This is a genomic window from Paenibacillus sp. FSL W7-1332, assembly GCF_037969785.1.
In the GTDB taxonomy this organism is placed as follows: Bacteria; Bacillota; Bacilli; order Paenibacillales; family Paenibacillaceae; genus Paenibacillus_AQ.
The window spans coordinates 1,488,055-1,509,001 of the sequence record NZ_CP150209.1; the positions used below are offsets into that span (position 1 = coordinate 1,488,055).

Below are 20,947 nucleotides of genomic sequence, written 5' to 3' on the forward strand. Positions count from 1 at the left end.
TTACTTATCTAGATTTCGAGGTCTTCTTATATTCCTCGTAATCCTCCTCGGGGTGGGTTGGTGGTTTCTCAGGGATAGTACAGCCGATAGCCACCCAGGTCAGCGGATCGAGTTAGAAGGATTGCAGACCTTTGCAGAAAACAGCTATCAAAACTATATGAATTTACATCGCCGTAACGCGCGGCCTAATACGAGCATACAAATTGAGGGCGAACATTACAGCCATGCACCAGACGGATCTTCAATCGTTTCAAATCTTATGGATATGAACGGGAAGGCGTTAATGTCAGAAGAGACCGGGGAGGTAACATGGACATTTCATGTGGAAGAGGAAGGCTTGTATAACATAGGGATTCGTTATTATACCGTGGAGGGGAAGAGCTCTGCAATTGAACGGGAACTACGGATCAACGGCCAGCTGCCTTTTCAGGGAGCGGAATCTTTCATTTTTGATCGTGTTTGGATGAACGAACAAATGGAGTTTGAGCGGGATAACCGGGATAACGAATTACGTCCAAGCCAGATCGAATTTCCAACCTGGCAAGAATCATCCTTCAAAGATCCGAATGGCTTATACGAGAAGCCGTTTTTGTTTTATTTTCCAAAAGGAGAAAACACGCTAACCTTGGTATCGCTGCGCGAACCGATGGTGATTGATTATATCAAGATTTACCAAGAGGAAGAAGCACCGACTTATGCTGAAGTCCAGAGCACCTATGAGGATATGAAGAGCAATTCCCCCGCAGATGAGGTGCTGATTAAAGTGCAGGGGGAACATGCTCTGTATAAATCTTCCCCGACGCTGTATCCGTTTCCTGATCGTACCTCACCATCCTCGGAACCCTACAGCGTCTCCAAGACCCGTATGAATGTAATCGGGGGTCAAAACTGGCGAATGCCAGGTCAATGGATGGAATGGCAGGTAGACATCCCGAAAGACGGTTTATACCAAATCGCTTTCAAGGTTAAGCAAAACTTGGTGAGAGGGATGTATTCAAACCGGAGGCTTTATATAGATGGAGAAGTGCCGTTTCAGGAAGTGAACAGCATCCCTTTTTATTATGATGCGGACTATCAAACCAATACCCTGGGTGACGAAAAGGAGCCCTACCTGTTTCATCTGACCAAAGGGCTGCATACCATCAAGCTGGAAGTGAACCTGGGAGACGTAGCCTCTTTAATCCGTACCACGGAATCCAGTGTCCTTGAACTCAATGCCATATACCGGAAAATCCTCATGATTACTTCGGAGAATCCCGACCCTTACCGAGATTATCAGCTCGAGCGAAGAATCCCCGGCATGATCGAGGATTTTAAGAAGCAGCGCGATATTTTATATACCGTTGCAGAGACGTTACGCGATATAACAGGGGAAAAAAGTGATAAGACCGCAATCCTCTACACACTGTCCAGGCAATTGGATGAGATGGCACAAAACCCTCATACGGTTGCGCAGCGGTTAGATCAATTCAAGATTAATATCGGCTCTCTGGGAACCTGGCTGCTGACGATCCGTGAAATGCCGCTGCAGATGGATTATATGATCGTTGCATCCAAGGATGCGAAGCTGCCCGCTGCGAATCGCCCGCTACACGCCAAGATCGGCCATGAGTTGGGTTCGTTCTGGTACTCCTTTATTGAAGATTACAACACAATCGGTAACGCGGGTGAAGAAGGCCAGCAAAGCATTACAGTCTGGATTGGAACTGGACGTGATCAGGCCCAGGTAATGAAGGAAATGATCGATGATCGATTTACTTCAAAGACGGGCATCCATGTGGATTTAAAGCTGGTTGATATCAAATCGCTTCTATCGGCTACTCTGGCCGGACAGGGACCGGATGTCGCTATGGAAATCGGCATTGCAGATCCGGTGAATTATGCGATGCGCAATGCAGCTTACGATATCAGCCGATTCCCGGACTTTAAGGAAGTTAGCGAGCGGTTCCGACCAAGTGCGCTCGAGCCATTTCAGTTTAATGGGGGTGTCTATGCGCTGCCCGAACAGCAGTTGTTCAGTATGTTATTTTACCGCAAGGATATTCTGGCCGAACTTAATTTGAACATACCGGATACATGGGATGATGTATACGCCATGATTCCCGAGCTGCAGAAGCGGAATATGAATTTTGGCCTGCCTATTCAGGAACAGATGGCCACGATGACGCCAAATGAGACGTTCTCCATGCTTTTGTTCCAAACAGACGGAAACTACTACGAGGGGGAAGGCGAAAGAAGCGCCTTGGATCATGAAAACTCCATGCAAGCCTTTAGTCGATGGACCGATTTTTACACCAGCTATAAGTTTCCGCTTCAGTATGATTTCATGAATCGTTTTCGTCTTGGCGAAATGCCGATCGGCATTGCCCCCTATAATATGTATAACTTACTGACGGTGGCTGGTCCTGAAATCCGCGGACTATGGGACTTTACCGTAGTTCCTGGCACTCCGGGAGAGCATGGAGAAATCCGCCGGGAGGTCGCTAGCAGCGGAACATCGGTTATGATGCTGGAACAGGCCAAGAATAAGGAAGCTTCCTGGGCGTTTATGAAATGGTGGACGGAGAAAGATACGCAAAACAGGTTCGGCCGCGAAATGGAGAGCCTTATGGGGGCCGCTGCCAGGTATCCGACTGCGAATATCGAGGCGCTCGAGGAGCTGCCGTGGCCGGTTAAGGATTACAGGAATCTGGAGAAACAATGGCAATGGGTCCGGGCCATTCCTGAAGTGCCTGGAGGATACTTTACCGGACGGCATCTGGATAATGCCTTCCGTAAAGTGGTCAATCTTGGGGAGAACCCACGCGAAGCGCTTTATGATCACGTGTCAGTTATTAATAATGAAATCGCAATCAAACGTTTGGAATTCGGATTGAGTGAAGGAACAGGAGGGCCTACCAATGCAACCAACGACGAATCAGGAAGTCGAACCAAAAGGACGGATCAGCCGTAGGCCGGATGCTCCATCCTTGCTGAATCGTATGTGGGCGATGCGGCACTCCTATATATTAATGGGACCTTATATGCTGCTATTCTTTCTGTTTACGGTTCTGCCTGTAACGCTCTCGCTGGCGGTAAGTTTCACCAGTTTTAACCTGCTTGAATTCCCCAAGTGGGTCGGCTGGAGCAACTATACGCGTTTATTTCTCGATGATGAGGTCTTTCTGATTGCGATCAAGAATACCTTTTTGTTCGCGTTTATTACGGGCCCCGTAAGTTATATCGCCTGTTTCCTGTTTGCGTGGTTAATTAATGAATTGCCAACCAAGCTTCGTGCCCTAATGACCTTGATTTTTTATGCTCCGTCTATTTCAGGGAACGTTTTCTTTATTTGGCTGATTATGTTCTCAGGAGACGGCTACGGCTACGTGAACGGGTTTTTAATGAAGCTGGGTGTTATTCTCGAGCCTATTCAATGGCTGCAGGATGAGCGTTATGTACTGTGGATTGTCATGCTCGTTCAGCTGTGGCTCAGCTTGGGGGTAAGTTTCCTCGCTTTCATCGCCGGCCTGCAGTCGATCGACCGGACATTATTCGAAGCGGGCTCGGTGGACGGTATCCGCAATCGTTGGCAGGAACTGTGGTATATTACCCTGCCATCCATGCGTCCACAACTTCTGTTCGGCGCGGTGATCCAGATTTCATCCTCTTTTGCCATTGCTGAGGTGTCTATTGCATTAGCTGGTTTCCCTAGTGTTAACTATGCAGCTCATACCGTTGTGACCCATTTAATGGACTATGGCTCCATTCGGTTTGAAATGGGCTATGCATCAGCGATTGCAACAGTTTTGTTTGTCATCATGGTAGGCACCAATGTAATCGTTCAGAAACTTCTTAGGAAAGTGGGGGAGTAGGTCCTAAATGAGCGCAATGGCAGCTAGTTCCAAAAAAAGGTTGAGCCGCTCGCTGGTCGGTGACGTTACCATTTTTATTTTTCTCGGCATATTCGGGGCTTTTATGGCACTGCCCCTTGTATACACGATTAACAATGCCTTCAAACCTTTGGATGAGTTGTTCTTGTTCCCGCCGAAATTTTTGGTGCGCAACCCCACGCTGGATAATTTTTTCGATTTATTTCATCTGATGGCCGATTCCTGGGTGCCGTTCACACGTTATGTGTTTAATACGGTGCTTATCACAGCAGCAGGAACAGTGGGGCACGTCGTACTGGCTTCCGCAGCGGCTTATCCGCTGGCTAAACACAGATTTCCAGGGTCCAAGGTGCTGTTCACCATTGTAGTCCTGTCTCTAATGTTCTCACAGCATGTTACCGCGGTTCCTAACTATGTCATTATGTCCTGGTTAGGCTGGATAGACAGCTACATTGCTATTATCGCGCCGGCGCTCGCAGCTTCCCTCGGACTGTATCTGATGAAACAATTCATGGAACAAATTCCTGATGCCCTGCTTGAAGCAGCGAAGATCGACGGTGCCAGCGAGTACCGTATTTTTTGGCAGATCGTGATGCCCTTAGTAAAGCCGGCATGGCTGACGCTTGTCATATTGCTGTTTCAGGTATTATGGGGAACCGACGGCGGTAATTTTATTTACAGCGAAGAGTTAAAAACGATGAATTATGCCTTAAGTCAAATACTGGCTGGCGGTATTGTGCGGGCGGGTCCGGGTGCTTTTGTCGCTTTGCTGATGATGTCTGTGCCCATCACCATCTTTGTGATTTCCCAGAGCAACATTATTGAGACGATGGCCAGCTCAGGAATGAAGGAGTGAGAGCGTGAAAGGATATTTCCCCAAGGTCAGGTTATCCGCCGCGCTGTTATTGATCCTATCTATGGTGACATCGACAGGGACGGTCTCATATGCCCAAGCCCCGTACGTGGGGTACAATTATTCCTCCAAGGGAGAAACGATCCCTGCCCCTGTCGCCTATAAACCGGATCGTGTCATAAGCGGCACCGCGGCTGGAACCGGAAGTTTCAATCAGCCTAAAGATATATTCGTGTCTCAGGACAGGCAAATCTATATTGCGGATACTGGAAATTCGCGGATTGTGGTGTTGAATGAACGATTTGAATACATTCGGGAGGTATCCGAATTCGACCATTCCGGGAGAACGGATACGTTTCAAGCGCCGAGCGGGATCTATGTAACGGAGAACAAGGACATGTATGTTGCGGATACGGAGAACCATCGGGTTGTTCATTTGGACGACGCAGGAAAGCTGGTTCAGATCATAGAATCGCCTGAATCGGAAATTTTGATCGATAACTTTGTGTTTCTTCCCCTAAAGGTGGCTGTAGATAAGGCAAAGCGCGTATATGTCGTGGCGCAGGGGACATTTGACGGAATCATGGAATTTGATGGGGATGGCAAATTTACCGGGTTTACCGGCACGAACCGGGTCCGCTTCAATATGGCAGACTACTTCTGGAAGATGATTGCGACCCAGGCGCAGCGTGACCGGATGCGGCTGTTCATCCCGACAGAATATACGAATCTGGATCTGGATGAGAACGGGTTTATCTATACAACAAACTCTGACGCAAATACGGCGGTACCGATCAAGAGATTGAATCCCACCGGGATCGACGTGCTGCGCAGAGAAGGGTATTGGGTCCCGTCGGGCGATCTAAAATTCCTTCCTGTCGGTGAACACAGCGGGCCCTCCCTGTTTACGGATATCGCGGTCGGAAACAGCGGGATGTACAGCGCTTTGGATGTGAAGCGCGGGAAAATATTCACATACGACTGGGACGGGAATTTGCTGTATATCTTCGGCAAAATGGGAGAGCAGGTCGGTACATTTCAAACGCCTTCGGCCATCGATTATTTAGGGGATTCGATTCTTGTGCTTGACCGTGCGTTAAACCATATAACGGTATTTCATGAGACACCGATCGGTAGGTTGATTAATCAAGCTGTGAAGGGACATTTCAAGGGAGACGATGAGTTGTCAGCAGAGCTGTGGAACCGGGTTGTGGAATACGATGCGAATTATGAAATTGCATATATCGGGATCAGCAAGGCGCTGCTCAGAAAAGGATTGAATAAAGAAGCAACGGAGTATGCCAAGCTTGGCATGGACAAAGGCAATTATTCCAAGGTATTCAAGCGGCACCGGAAGGATGTTCTAAGAGAGCATCTCGGCAGCATCTTGTCCCTGTCCATCGCCGTTATCGCCGGAATCATCATCCAAAGAACCATCAAAAGAAAGAGGAGGAAGACCTATCATGCGTAAAGAACTGCTGCTGTTCCCATTCCATGTTATGGTCAGACCCTTCTCCGGCTTTTGGGATCTCAAATATGATGATATGGGGAACTTGAGGATCGCGGGCGCTATTGTGTTTTTAGTTTTTATGAGCGTCGTCATTCAACATCAGTATGGGGGCTACATCTTCAATAATCTGAATGCTGATGAATTTAACAGTCTAGTACAAATGCGTAATGTGCTGCTTCCTTATTTTCTGTGGTGTATCGCGAACTGGTCCTTAACCACATTGATGGACGGCGAAGGGAACTTTTCGGAAATTTGCATGGTCACTGCCTATGCCTTGCTGCCCATTGCAGTGATACTCATACCTAATACAATCTTAAGCAATGTAATTACCCAGGAAGAAAGTGTGTTTTACTATTTCTTCAACGGGGTTGCGGCTGTATGGTTTCTCTTCTTGCTCTTCGTCGGTACCATGACGGTTCATCAATACACCGTTACCAAAACGCTGGTTACCATCTTTCTTACATTGGTAGGAATGGCTTTTCTCTTATTCCTTGGGTTACTTTTTTTTAGCCTGATCCAGCAAATGTACTCATTCGTGTTTACCATCTATCAAGAGATACAATTTCGGAACTGAGGGAGTGCAGCAGATGAAGAAAATATTAATGTTTAGCTTAACTGTGTTACTCCTCGGTAGTGCTGCCATATTCGTTTGGGGTCTTCAACCGGAGATTGCGGATGTCCCGGCATATACAGAAGTAAATATAGAAGGAGCAACTGCGCAGGTTTTTTCTAAACCTCAGGTTGAACTTAAGGGGATGGAGGGCGTGACTTCCAACGGCTTGTTGTCGCTGTACTATGATGCATCCGATACGGGAATTGCCGTACGGAACAATCTGACTGGAACAGTGTGGTATTCAAATCCGCCAGGCCGCGCAGAAGATTCGGGAGCTACATACGCCATGTATTCGCCCCTATCCCTGACCTACGATAATCTGTCGAGACAGCAAGTACGGATGACTTCGTTTGAAGACAGCGTGGCACATGGTCAAGCCAAGGCTGAACCGATCAATGGCGGACTGAAGGTAACCTACCTATTTGGAGAACCCGTATCGAATCTGGATAGGCTGCCGCAGAAAATCAGTAAAGAACGTTATGAGAAGATTATGGAACAAGCAGGCGATTCCTTCAGGCGCCACTTGACCCATGCCTATGTTATCAGGGACAACTCCGAGGTCTATGAGCGCTATGACGATGCGCTTAAAGGAACGATATTGCGGAGAACGATTGAAGCGTTCGAGCTGGCCCAATATACGGAAGAGGATCTGGCTCGTGACCATGAGGAGCATCAAATTGCGCTTGCTGCGGACGATAGTGAAAAATTCAAAGTTTCAATTGAATATGTGCTTGATGGGGCGGATTTTCTAGTAAGAGTCCCGGTAAATGAAGTGGAATATTCAGTAGCCACGCCGATTCGGCATATCTCGGTTCTGGAGTACTTCGGTGCCGGCGGGCCCAAAGACCAAGGCTACTTGTTCGTGCCTGATGGTTCGGGAAGCCTGATTCATATGAACAAAGAGCCAGTTCCTTTTCCATATGAGCAAAGAATCTATGGAGAAGATCCCGCTGTGTATGATCAAAACGAGCAATCCGTAACAGAGACGATCCGTTTGCCCGTATTCGGAATCCAAAAGAATCATAAGGCGCTTCTAGCGATTATCGAACATGGTGCTTCGGTGGCTTCCGTGAAGGCAATGACGAACGGACAGCTGAATTCCTATAATCATGTATTCGCGGAATTTGAAGTGCTTGCCCGAGAGGTGATTCGCATAGAGGCGGGAGAGACGTCTCGCGAAATTCCAACCTACCAAGAGCGCTCTACGGCTGCGGATTATGTGATCCGTTATGTGTTCCTTGAAGATGAGGCTGCAAATTATACGGGAATGGCCCTGGCGTATCAGGAATATCTAGTGGAACGGAATATGCTGATCAAGCGTGAACCAGAGGCTGATTTGCCCTTCTATTTGCAACTGATCGGAGCGATACCCAAACGGAATCATTTTCTTGGCATACCGTATGAGTCGATGCAAGCCCTAACGACATTTGAGCAGGCTCAATCCGTGATCAAACAATTGCAGGAGCGATCATTGGACAATATCAAAGTGCAGTATACCGGATGGTTTAATGGCGGGGTGAATCATACCGTTCCTACACAAGTGTCTCCCGAGAAGGTGCTTGGAGGCAAACGTGGATTAAGAGAATTAAATGACTTCAGCCAGGAAAACGGAGTGGCCTTATACCCGCATGTTTCAATGACAGCGCTTTATCCGTTTCATTCGCTAACCTATACTCCGACCAAGGCTGCCGTCCGACATTTAAACCGGAATGTTGCCGGGTTATATCCTTATGATCCTGCCACAGGGGATTACGATCGGGAAGGGGACCCGCAATATATGCTTGCCCCCCAGCTCTTACCCGGCATGATGAACCGATTGCTGCAAAGCTACAGCCCATATGAATTGAAGGGTATAAGTCTGGGGGGACTGGGCGACAAGCTGTATTCGAACTTTCGCAGAGGGCAATTTATCGATCGTACGCAAACGGAGACGATCTTTGCGGAACAGACAAGCGAGATTCGTACTCGGCTGCCGGAAGCCGAGCTCATGGTGAGTGGAGGGAATGCCTACTTGTTCCCCTATGCGCGACACATTGTCCAAGCACCGATGTCAGACAGCGGGTTTCATATCACGGATGAATCGGTCCCCTTTTATCAGATTGTACTCCATGGATACGTAGATTACGCAGGAATGCCTTACAACTTGGCTCAAGAGGTGGAACTTCGCGAATATGTACTGCAATGTCTGGAGTACGGCTCGAATGTATATTTTACTTGGATCTATCAAAAAAACTCGCTCGTGAAAGATACTTCATATAACCACCTCAATTCTGTTCATTATAAGACATGGATTGAGGAGGCTGCCGCAGCTTACCTGGAAGTCAATGAGGTGTTAAGAGATGTATCGGACAGCAGAATTGTATCGCATGAGATCCTTGCGCATGATGTACGCAGAACCGAATATGACGGCGGCAAAGTAGTCATGGTGAACTACAACCCGTATGACGTGACCATAGAGGGGATTACGATTAAAGCCCGGGATTATTATGTTGGAGGTGAGGGGGCTTGAAACGTACAGGACCGCTTAGCTTTGAGAAGAAGAAGAGGATTATGGCGATGTTATTTATCACGCCATGGTTTCTGGGGTTCTTATTCTTCTTTGCGACCCCGCTGTTCACCTCATTGCGGTTTAGCTTTAGCGAGTTGAACATGACGAGCAGCGGCTATGAATTAAACGGCATAGGGTTTAAAAACTATACCTTTGCCCTCGGTGTGCATCAAGACTTTAATCGATTGCTCACAGAGGCTTCAATTGACATGATCATCAATGTGCCGTTAATCATCGTTTTCAGTTTATTTCTTGCCACCATCTTGAATCAGAAGTTCCGCGGCAGAGCAGCCGCCCGTGCCGTCTTTTTCCTGCCCGTTATCCTTGCTTCCGGGGTCATGACAAGCATTGAGGATGCTAGCTTCATGTCTGAGCTAATGGCGGGGAGCAAAAATGCAGGCAGTATGCAGCTCCTTCAGAGTTTGAATTTGGAGAACATGATGCTCGAAAGCGGATTTCCCCCCACTTTCGTGGAATATCTGACTGGCGCGGTAGATCGCATCTATTCCATCATCAGCAAATCAGGCGTGCAGATCCTTATATTCCTGGCAGGCCTTCAATCCATTCCGTCATCATTGTATGAAGCTTCGAAGATGGAAGGCGCTACGGGTTATGAGACATTCTGGAAGATTACGTTTCCCATGGTCAGCTCGTTGATACCCATCATTGTTGTCTATTCCATTATCGACTCCTTTATTGATAACAAAGTGACAACCTTAATTCATAATATCGCATTCAGCAATATTGATTTTGGGATCAGCTCGGCGATGTCCTGGATATACTTCTTGATGGTCGCTGTCATTCTTGCCGTCAGCATGGCGCTCGTCTCTAAAAGAGTATTTTATAATAACTAAAGGGGGCAAAAAGATATGACACCGGCGACATGGACGAAGCTGAAAACCGCAGTTTGGGTAATGATCAGGGCGATACTTCTCATTGGATTGGTCTTTGTAGTGCTTTACCCGATTCTGGTTAAAATTGTGACCATGATCAAGGATAAAGCCGATATTTATAATCCTGTGGTCGTGTGGATTCCTGAAAACTTCACCTTTAGCAATATCAAAATCGTATATGAGATTATGAATTACTGGCCGACGTTGTTAAATACATTCACCTTATCGACGGTGATGATGATTCTCCAGTTAGTATCCTGCGCACTAGCCGGATATGGATTTGCCAAATGGCAGTCCAAGTGGGCGAAGCTGTTATTTGCAGGAGTTATAGCTACCATTCTGGTTCCGCCGCAAACGATTATGGTGCCGCTATATTTAACTTTTCAAAATTTTGATTTCTTCGGATCATACCAGTGGATAACGGGGAGAGATGGACTGAATCTACTGAATACTTACTGGCCGTTCATCCTGACGGCACTGACCGGGAATGCGTTAAAGTCCGGCCTATATATCTATATATTCAGGCAATTTTTCCTGAATATGCCCAAGGACCTGGAAGAAGCGGCATTCGTGGATGGGGCGGGCATGTTGAAGACATTCACCCACATTATCATACCGAGTGCGATACCTTCGATTATAACCGTTTCCCTGTTTTCCTTCGTATGGCAGTGGAATGACACCTTTTTTACGGGGAATTTCTTGAGCGGCGTGAAGGTATTATCCAATGAGCTTGTTGCTCTGCCGGCCAACGTGAATAACTATCTATTGTTCAGCGTACCCGGAGCAAGCTTGGAGACCGCCACCAGCATTGATCCATTCTATGCTTCGATGCTGGTGGATACCGGGCTGATGCTCTCTATTATGCCGTTGATCATTCTGTATTTATTTGTGCAGCGCTATTTTGTAGAAAGTGTGGAGCGTACAGGAATTGTTGGGTAACTTTATTAGAACGTTTAGGGGGCAATCCACGACAATGAAAACACTAAGGATTAGCGAGAATCAACGATTTTTGTCTTATGAAGACGGGGCGTCCTTCTTCTGGCTGGGAGATACCGCTTGGGAACTGATTCACAAGCTGAATCGCGAAGAAGTGGATGAGTATTTATTGCATCGCGCCGACTTGAAATTTAATGTTATCCAAACTGTCATATTGGCCGAGTCGAATGGCTTGTGTACAGGCAATGCTTACGGAAAGTTGCCGCTTAAACAGAACGCGGGTGGTTTTTATGACCCGGGGTTACCAGATACAGACGGAACGAACCATTATTGGCATCACGTGGATTATGTGATTGATCGCGCTGCGTCACTGGGTTTATATGTTGCTTTACTGCCGACTTGGGGGGATAAGTTTCATCTTAAGCATGGAACGGGACCGGAGATCTTCAATGAACAGAACGCAGCGATTTATGGGCGTTGGGTCGGGGAACGGTATAAGGATCGGCCGAACGTTATATGGGTGCTGGGTGGGGATCGCCCCTTGGTAACGTTTGATCATTTTGCGATCATACGTGCCATGGCGCAAGGCCTGAGGGAGGGAGATCAAGGTCGACACTTAATGACATATCACCCGGCAGGATGTCAGTCGTCCTCACACCAGCTGCATCATGAAACCTGGCTTGATTTTAACATGATTCAGTCGGGACACGGCGAGCGTCTTACCAGTAGCCATAGAATGGTGACGGAGGATTATCATAAGACACCTACAAAACCGACGCTAGATGCAGAGCCTTGTTATGAGGATATACCCATCGGCTTTCGGCCGGAAAACGGTTATTTTGATGCTTCCGATGTTCGAACAGCTGCCTACTATGCGGTATTTTCAGGCGCTTTCGGACACACGTACGGACATCACAGTATTTGGTCCATGACATTAAAGCCTGGTGATCATTACCTTATGCATTGGCGTGATGCGTTATCGCGACCGGGTGCAGCACAAATGCAGCACCTGCGGTCATTGATGGAAGCTTACCCCGACCTCGATCGAGTGCCAGATCAAAGCCTTCTCGAAAGCAACCATTCCGGCGCCAACTACATGGCGGCAACCAGAGGAAGGGATTTCGTGATGATATACAGTCCCAATGGGGTGGCGGCAAGCGTTGTAATGGGAAAAATTGCGGGTGATCAGGTGAGAGCTGCATGGTATGATCCGCGAAATGGCCAGTTTATAGAAGCTGGAAGGTTCCCCAACTCCCGAATACAGGTCTTCCAGCCACCTACCAGCGGAAGAGGCAACGATTGGGTTTTGCTATTGGAGACGGTGTTGGAATAAATCTCTTAGGATCGTTTTCCCCACAGGCATCGGAGGGGAAAATGATCTTTTTTTCAACTTAACCTGAAGATATTTCAATATGTGCCGAAGTCCCTAAGATTCTTCAATAAAAACAACGAATAGATCATGTTGACCTGAATTTTAAAGATGTAACATGGAAAAGTCATTTTATGATTCTCAACATGTCCAAACCATTTTTGATGGAGGTGAAATCCGTATTTCTATTAAGCATTCATTAGGAGGGATATGGTGGTGTTAAAGCGAACTGGAATCAAATTTCTCGCTGCATGGTTGTGTGTAATGTGCATGGTCTATGGAGGAGGCTTGCCGCTGATGGAGCATACGTCCAAGGCATACGCTGCTGATGCTACGCTGATGGTTGATGCCGATACGGTAGTGGCGCCGATGAAAGATGAGATCCGAGGAACGAATATTGGTCTGTGGACAAGAAATGAGTTCCATCCGGTGAGCACTCGATCGGAACAGTATGTAAATTTGATTAAAGAAGCAGGCATTAAAATGATACGATTCCCTGCTGGCGTCGAGGCTGATATGGCCTATTGGGATCGCACGAACTCATACGAATGGCATACGGGTCCCAATCCGTACACGAGAACGATCACGGCGGATGTCTTGGACAGCTTTATGAGTTTGGTGCAGGAAGTTGGAGCCGAGCCACTTATCACGGTTAATGCCAAAGTGAATGAAAAAGATATGGCCGCCGATATGGTGAGGTACGCGAATATTGAGAAGGGCTATAATATCAAATATTGGGAAATCGGAAATGAGCCAGAGTTTTTCCGCGATGCCTATGCTGTTACACCACTTGAGTATGCAGCCAGAATCCGGGAATATTCGGATGCTATGAAGGCTGTGGATCCCACCATTACGATCATGGGTCCCGCAAATGCGCAGCCTATGCAGATGACCAGCTGGACAAAGCCGGTTCTCTCTACTTTGGCTGACCTTAACAAGCCGCTGGATGCTATATCGATCCATTGGTATCCGCTGTGGGGCGGTCAGACCAATCCCAATTCGTCCTCTTTTCCTACGATCGACAATTTATTGACCTACGAAGGGACGGATTATCCAAATTCCTACATCAATTGGGCGAATCAATTTACCGACACGACACCGACGGATAATCTCGTCAGTTATCGTGACCAGTACGCACCAGGAGCTTTACTGGGCATCACTGAACTTGGTCAAGTGACTGGAGGTGAGGAAGGTGCAGGGATTGGTGACACGATGGCCGGAGCGCTATGGCTGGGCGATGTTCTGGGCAGGCTGGCCTATCACCAAATGGATTTTGTTACCCAGTTTCTCCTGCAGGGCAATCAAGCATACGGCTTGATGGACATCAATAAGAACGTGCGGCCAGCCTATTACCTGTACCCGATGCTAAATCGTTACTTTGGTGATCAGATGGTAGCGACAAGCTCCAGCGACAACCAGAATTTAACCATATGGGGCAGTAAACGCACAGGCGTCAATAACAAGCTCTATCTCATGGTAATCAATAAAAATCAGACCCAAGACCTGAGCGCAACCATTAATCTGTCCAATTTCATACCCGAGTCAACGGCTTCCTCTTGGGTGTTAAACGCACCGGCCATCAACTCTCAATCCGGAGCCAACATTAACGGTATCCAGGTTGCCTCGAACGGTACGCTGCCAACAATACCCGGCAATACGATCACGGGTGTATCCAATAGCTTTACAAGAACATTCCCAGCCCATTCGATTACGATGGTGGAACTAACGGGAACAGAAGAAACACCAGAGGCCCAATCCCGTTATCTTGGCCAGTATGCAGTCGGCATGAATGAGAGAAAGACCGCATCCGACTACCCCGGCACCCAAGCAGCAACTCCGCAAGGCTGGGGCAAAATCTGGCGGACGGGGTCTGCGCAATGGTCCGTGCATTTTCCGACCACGGGAAATTATGATTTCACGATTAAAGCTTATGGTGAAGGAGGCGGGCCTGCCTTCCAGGTGAAGCTGGATGGACAGAATGTTCCGAATGCGGCATTCAGCCCTGGCAGCAGCTGGGCCGATTACCAAGGAAGTCTGGGAACGGTCACAGCCGGTACACATACCATTCAGATATACAACAACAGCCCGGTTGCGCAGAGCAACATCGATGTAGCGCATATGGATATCGAGGGTGCAGCACCGGGTCCGTTTACGCTTAAATCACCGGCGAACAACGCATCCGTGGAAGGCACCAGTGTTACTCTGGATTGGACGCAGGTTATCGATGGCAAATATTATGCACCTTTCGGTTCGGATCATTACACGGTCATTGTTTCGAGCCATGCAGCGTTAACGAATCCGATCGTCAATACAACGGTTACGGGAACTACGCATCAAGTCAACAATCTGCAAAGTAACACGACGTATTATTGGAAGGTTATTGCGAATAATGCCAGCGGTTCCACACCGTCCGCAGATGTGTTTAGTTTCATTACACCGGCTGGGCCGGCTGCTCCCTCTCGTTACCTGGGAGTCGAGGCTAATGGCATGAACGAAATCAAGGGAGCAGGCGATTGGCCGGGAAGCGCTGCCCAAACTCCTGATGGATGGGGGAAAATCTGGCGGACGGGTACCGCAGGATGGACGGTGAATATCCCCGCCGCAGGCAAATATGACTTTACGATTAAAGCTTACGGCGAAGGGGAAGCTCCGTCCTTCCAGGTGAAATTGAATGGGCAGAATGTATCGAATGGCACGTTCACACCGGGCAGCAGCTGGTCAAACTATCAAGGAAGCCTGGGAACGCTGTCTGCAGGCACACATACGATTCAAATTCATAACAACAGTGCCGTAGCTTTCAATAACATCGACGTGGCGCACATCGATATCGTTCCATCTCCCTGATGACGCAATATAAGTTTCTCTAAAGTCTTACATCAGAGGCTGTCCCTTTCATAGATATGATCTATGGAGGCGACAGTCTCTTCTTTTGTTCTTTGGTGAAATGCGGACGCGAAGCCCACCACCATTACTTTTTCAACAAAATCTAAAAATAGTTCAATATTCACGTTGCGAGGTCATGAATATTTTCAATAAAAACAACGATTTCATCATGTCGAATTCAAATTGGAGTCGGTAACATGAAATCATCATGCGGTCTGCTGGAATAACAGGATGAAAGAGGTGTAGTAAGGATGTGGATGAAAGAGTATCCGTTAGCGGATTCCTATGATGTTGTTGTTGTCGGTGGAGGGTCTGCAGGTTTTACGGCTGCGATTCAAGCAGCACGTGCAGGGGCAAAGACCACCCTTATTGAGAAGAATAGTATCCTTGGCGGCACAACGGTGGTGGCAGCGGTCGATTTCCCCGGTCTATTTCACGCATGGGGGAAGCAGGTCATTGGAGGCATAGGTTGGGAAGCCATTGAGCGTACAGTGGCCAAAGGAGGAGCGACCCTGCCGGATTTCACCAAATCGGTGGGGAATAGGCATTGGGAACACCAAATAAGGGTCAATCGATTTGTATATAGTACCATCCTTGAAGAAATGTGCCTGGAAGCCGGTGTCGTGCTTCGTTACCATGAAATGCCGGCAGCTGTCTATGTGCAGGGTCAGGAGCGCCGGCTGATGACAGCAGGAAAATCAGGACTTTCAGCTATTGGATTCAAGAAGATGGTGGATGGAACCGGCGATGCCAATATGGCAGGACTGATGGGATATGAGCGGGTAAAGGGGGAAGTGCTGCAGCCGGGAACACTGGTCTATAAGCTTGGCGGATATCAGATGGAACAGGTCGATGTCACCGCATTGAAAGAGGCTTACTCCACCGCCTTGCAAGCTGGAAATATCAGGAGGACCGATCATCTGCCAGGAGAAATCCCGTTGTACAGGGAGCTCCAAAGCAGGGGAAGCAGTTCGCTGCATATTACCGATATTGATGGTTCAACTTCGTTGACGAAGTCCCATGCTGAAATTGAAGCAAGAAAGGCGCTAATGCGCATTTACAGTTTGCTCAGGGGCATTCCCGGCTGCGAACAGCTGTATGTTGAGTATTTTGCCAATGAATGCGGGATTCGGGAAACGTGGCGTATTGCCGGAGAAGAATGGGTAGACGCGGACCGTTATATCAGTGGCTATCGATGGCCGGATGCGGTTTGCTACAGCTACTATCCGATCGATATCCATCAGCACGATTCCAATACGACGGATGTTCGGCCTCTGGCCGAAGGTGTGGTACCAACCATTCCTTATGGGGCATTGGTACCTCGCGGAAGCGATCATTTGCTTGCAGCTGGGCGATGTGCTTCCGGTGACCGGGTTGCTCATTCGGCCTACCGGGTTCAAGCCAGCTGCATGGCTATGGGGCAGGCAGCTGGCGCCGCCGCTGCAATTGCTGCTCGGGATGATATATCGGTCCGGCAGGTGAACCTGGAGGAAGTAAGAGATGTGCTGCTGGCGCACGCTGCGATTGTGCCTTAGTAATGATGCAGATTAAGGAGGGAATAGAAGCGATATGAAATTTACAATTAAACTCTCACAAGCAGCAGCGGAAGTCGTGGATTCTTTAACAAACCGGGAGTTGCTGGACCAGGTATGCTGCCCGACGTATACGAGAGTGGGCCCGGACCGGACGGAAACCTTTGGAGCGATGTTTTTCCATCCTACGGAGCGGGAGGAGCTTGAGCAGCAAATCGAACGATTCCAATCCAGATGCAAGATCCCCCCGTTTATTGTCAGTGATCTTGAATGCGGTGCAGGTAATATGGTGCTTGGTGCAACGAAATTTCCGTCGATGATGTCGATCAGCCAAACCAATTCAGAAGAACTGGCTTATGAGGTTGGAGCCATTGCTGCCAAGGAAGCCGGTGAGCTCGGATATAACTGGACGTTCTCGCCGGTCGCGGATCTGGCATACGACCCGGACAGCCCTGTCGTCGGCATACGAAGCGCGGGTAAGGATCCGGAACATACGGTAAAAATGGTGTCGGCTTATATGCGGGGTCTTCAGGACCATGGCATGATGGCAACGATCAAGCATTTTCCAGGGGATGGATTTGGAACATATGATCAACATTTGACGACCCCAGTGAATCCATTATCGAGGGAAGAATGGAGAGCTGGACCTGGCAAAGTGTTCAAGGATCTCATTGACGATGGCGCGATGGCGATCATGCCAGGTCATATATCTTTGCCGGCTTTTGATGAGATCGATGAGGCGACGGGAACCTATCCGCCTGCCACGATATCCAGGAAGCTTCTGGTTGACCTGCTCCGCGGCGAGCTTGGATTTGATGGGCTGATCGTTACCGATGCGGTGGAGATGGGGGGACTTGTAGGGTACATAAATTATTTTGACGCCTGTGCTCTGGCATTAGAGAATGGCTGCGACATCCTGCTCTTCACAAGAATGGATGACATATTCTACAGGGAGATGGAACAGCGTCTTGAGACCGGTATGCTGTCGATCGACACGTTGAAAAAGCGGGCTCTTCGAATTGTGTCACTCAAGTTTCAGTTGGGACTGATGGATGGAACGCACCGAGTCGTCGAAGCATCCAATCCGATTCGTAATCTTGAAGCAGCTAAGGAAGTCGTAGCTAAGAGTATCACTGTCGTAAGAGACCGAAAGCAGTTGATACCGTATCCGATCACCAGACAGACCCGAGTTCTTCATGTAGTGATCATGAACCATGCTGATCGATATGCGGAGCTCTACGACAAAATAAAAGATGAACTCGGAAAACATACAGACCAGCTGACTCAGTGGGTTGACCCGGGACCCGACAATCTATACCGTGCGATGTGCGAACAGGCCTATGATCTTGTTATATGTTCGATTGGAAGCAAGCTTAGTTACGGACTGAACGTCGTTCGTCTGCACGATGAGGTTGCCAGAAATATGATGGCCGGGTGGAGCAAGTTGGGTACGCCGATCATCTTTGTGTCTCATTTTCATTCCTATGTGCATAAAGAATACGAGACTTCCATCGATACGATCGTGAACACATACGGTGACATTGACTGCACAATTGAATATCTAATTGAGGGCATATTCGGGAAGAGGGGGCTGAATCGCAGCCTGTATGCACATGATTAACTCCAAATCCTGGAGTAGAGGTGGGTGCAGCATGAAGAAGATCACGGCGTTGAACTGGGAGGTGGGCTGGAGTGATCATGCGGGGCAATTTCCGGATCGCTGGGTCCCTGCCACCGTACCCGGCGCAGTCCAATTGGATTGGGCCCGGGCTGAAGGATGGGGGGATCACACCTATGGTGAGAATTGGCGTCAATATGAATGGATGGAGGATAAAACCTGGACGTATCGGGCTTGGCTGCGCCCCCCGGCAAGTTCACCAGGCGAGCGGCTCTATTTCATATCGAAAGGAATCGATTACAGCTTTCATATTCGCCTGGACGGCACCGAGCTGCTGCAGCAAGAGGGGATGTTCACGCCGGTAGAACTGGATCTGACCGAGCACTTACGCGGGGAGGACGGTCTGCTTGAAATCGTGATCGATCCTGTCCCCAAGCGTCCTGGCGCACCTCCCGGCAGAGGTCGTTCACAGGCGGACCACTCCTGCAAGCCGGCGGTGAGCTACGGGTGGGATTGGCATCCACGCCTGATCCCGCTCGGAATCTGGGACGATACGTACCTTGTCGTCAGGCCGGAAGCGCATCTTGCGTCTTCTGAGGTGCGTTATGAATTAACAGAAGCGCTGGATGAAGCGGCATTGGAGCTGCAAGTGCGTCTTAGCCAACCTGCAGCGGGGGAGTTGCAATGGAGGCTGATCGGTCCCGAGGGAGAGACGGTATTTGAGGAAGCATGGGTTGTAAACGATGAAAGCCCGGTCCATGCGATACAGAAGAGGCTTTTGAAGCCTCGGCTATGGTGGCCGCATGATCATGGTGAACAGCCCCTGTACCGCTCGGAGGTGAGTTTCAAGCCGGCGGATGGTTCGGGCTCATCGACATCCAGCAGGCATCAGAGGATCGGCTTCCGCCGTGCAAGGCTGGTGATGCACGAAGGGGCATGGAAGGAGCCCTCCCAGTTTCCCAAGAGTCGAAGCAATCCGCCGATCACGATGGAGATCAACGGCCGGCAGATATTTTGCAAAGGCACGAACTGGGTAAACCCGGACATTTTCCCGGGGCGAATTCGCGCAGAGGATTACGGAATCCTGCTGGACTTGGCCAAGGCAGCCCATATGAACATGCTCCGGGTGTGGGGAGGAGGGATTGTCAACAAGGAATCCTTTTTCGAGCGATGCGACGAAATCGGGCTAATGGTCTGGCAGGAGTTCCCGCTGGCATGCAACCAATATCCGGACACCCCTGCTTATCTCCGGGTGCTGGATCAGGAATCGCGCTCGATCATCGAGCGTCTTCGAAGGCATGCGTCGGTGGTGCTGTGGTGCGGCGGCAATGAACTGTTCAATTCTTGGTCCAAAATGACGGATCAATCGTTGCCGCTCAGGCTTTTAAATGCGAACTGTTACATGCTGGATCCCCATACCCCTTTTTTGATGACATCACCGATCGAGGGCATGGCTCACGGGAATTACGTGTTTCGTTATGAATCCGGCGAGGATGTCCTGCAGTCCATGCCTAAGGCGAGGAATACGGCTTACACCGAGTTCGGCATACCCTCACCTGCATCTGTTGAACAATTAGAGAGCTTTATTCCAGCCAAAGAGTTGTTCCCGCCTAGACCTGGTACGACATGGGAGTCTCATCACGGATTCGGCGCTTGGCAGGGGGATACTTGGCTGATGCCGGAGCTCATCCAGCATTACTTCGGGCCAAGCGAGACCTTGGAGCAATTGGTGGACCGCGGTCAGCTGCTGCAGTCGGAAGGGTACAAATGTATCTATGAGGAAGCCCGCCGTCAAAAGCCGGTATGCTCCATGGCCCTGAACTGGTGTTATAACGAGCCTTGGCCGACCGCAGCCAATAACAGCATCATCATGTATCCGGCCAGGCCGAAGCCGGCTTATTATGCAGTGCAAGCTTCATGCAGGCCTGTCCTTGCAAGCGCTCGCATTCCAAAGTTTGTGTGGAGGCCAGGGGAATGGTTTGAGCCAGAGCTATGGCTGCTGAGCGATAGTCCCGACAACATCAAGCCTGGACGAATAGGAGTGTATGTAACGTTCGGTGCGGGTGAGAAATTGTTACTGCAGGAGTGGGATTTTCCTTCTATCCCGCCTGGTATGAACCAGATCGGCCCGACTGCAAGATGGTTGCTGCCTGACATGGCCTCCGGCAGAATGAAACTCGAATTGGTCGTGACTGACAGGCCCGAGTGGGATTCCGAGTATATTTTGTTATTCAAGAACGGCGAGAGCACGGAAAAAGCATCTGGGCACACACTGAATCTGAATCTATGATCGTGCAATGATTAGATAATGGAGGTTGGA

General features: G+C 49.0%; 13 protein-coding genes. All 13 read left to right on the top strand.

Annotation, left to right across the window (positions count from 1 at the left end; all coding sequences use genetic code 11):
* Positions 1–157 precede the first annotated feature (157 nt).
* The 13 genes from MKX98_RS06360 (at position 158) to MKX98_RS06420 (ending at position 20,917) form a co-directional block, all read left to right on the top strand.
* Positions 158–2,953: an extracellular solute-binding protein gene (locus MKX98_RS06360; protein WP_339222136.1), complete on the top strand. Its 2,796-nt coding sequence runs from the start codon at positions 158–160 to the stop codon at positions 2,951–2,953.
* 28 nt (positions 2,954–2,981) lie between these two features.
* Entirely contained in the window at positions 2,982–3,854 is an 873-nt protein-coding gene (locus tag MKX98_RS06365) for a sugar ABC transporter permease (protein ID WP_233355162.1), read from the top strand.
* A 7-nt stretch (positions 3,855–3,861) separates the two neighbouring features.
* The gene (locus MKX98_RS06370) at positions 3,862–4,728 is read left to right on the top strand and encodes a carbohydrate ABC transporter permease (RefSeq protein WP_220686360.1); all 867 of its coding nucleotides are present in this window, start codon (positions 3,862–3,864) and stop codon (positions 4,726–4,728) included.
* 4 nt (positions 4,729–4,732) lie between these two features.
* Complete coding sequence (locus MKX98_RS06375) at positions 4,733–6,196, top strand: NHL repeat-containing protein (protein WP_220686359.1); 1,464 nt, start codon at positions 4,733–4,735, stop codon at positions 6,194–6,196.
* Complete coding sequence (locus MKX98_RS06380; protein WP_194541204.1) at positions 6,189–6,809, top strand: YIP1 family protein; 621 nt, start codon at positions 6,189–6,191, stop codon at positions 6,807–6,809. The genes MKX98_RS06375 and MKX98_RS06380 overlap by 8 nt, the downstream gene beginning before the upstream one ends.
* A gap of 13 nt (positions 6,810–6,822) precedes the next feature.
* Complete coding sequence (locus tag MKX98_RS06385; RefSeq protein WP_339222138.1) at positions 6,823–9,357, top strand: DUF5696 domain-containing protein; 2,535 nt, start codon at positions 6,823–6,825, stop codon at positions 9,355–9,357.
* Positions 9,354–10,250 carry a sugar ABC transporter permease gene (locus MKX98_RS06390; protein WP_233354771.1) on the top strand — a complete coding sequence of 299 codons (897 nt, stop codon included), beginning with the start codon at positions 9,354–9,356 and terminating at the stop codon, positions 10,248–10,250. The genes MKX98_RS06385 and MKX98_RS06390 overlap by 4 nt, the downstream gene beginning before the upstream one ends.
* Positions 10,251–10,265: 15 nt before the next feature.
* Positions 10,266–11,228: a carbohydrate ABC transporter permease gene (locus MKX98_RS06395; RefSeq protein ID WP_339222139.1), complete on the top strand. Its 963-nt coding sequence runs from the start codon at positions 10,266–10,268 to the stop codon at positions 11,226–11,228.
* Between the two features lie 34 nt (positions 11,229–11,262).
* A complete protein-coding gene (locus MKX98_RS06400; protein ID WP_194541207.1) occupies positions 11,263–12,558 on the top strand; it encodes a glycoside hydrolase family 140 protein in 1,296 nt (431 codons plus the stop codon).
* 252 nt (positions 12,559–12,810) lie between these two features.
* Complete coding sequence (locus MKX98_RS06405) at positions 12,811–15,438, top strand: carbohydrate-binding protein (RefSeq protein WP_339222140.1); 2,628 nt, start codon at positions 12,811–12,813, stop codon at positions 15,436–15,438.
* A 296-nt stretch (positions 15,439–15,734) separates the two neighbouring features.
* Positions 15,735–17,012: an FAD-dependent oxidoreductase gene (locus MKX98_RS06410; protein WP_339222141.1), complete on the top strand. Its 1,278-nt coding sequence runs from the start codon at positions 15,735–15,737 to the stop codon at positions 17,010–17,012.
* Between the two features lie 34 nt (positions 17,013–17,046).
* Positions 17,047–18,630: a glycoside hydrolase family 3 N-terminal domain-containing protein gene (locus MKX98_RS06415; protein ID WP_339222142.1), complete on the top strand. Its 1,584-nt coding sequence runs from the start codon at positions 17,047–17,049 to the stop codon at positions 18,628–18,630.
* A 31-nt stretch (positions 18,631–18,661) separates the two neighbouring features.
* Complete coding sequence (locus MKX98_RS06420) at positions 18,662–20,917, top strand: hypothetical protein (RefSeq protein WP_339222143.1); 2,256 nt, start codon at positions 18,662–18,664, stop codon at positions 20,915–20,917.
* Positions 20,918–20,947 lie beyond the last annotated feature (30 nt).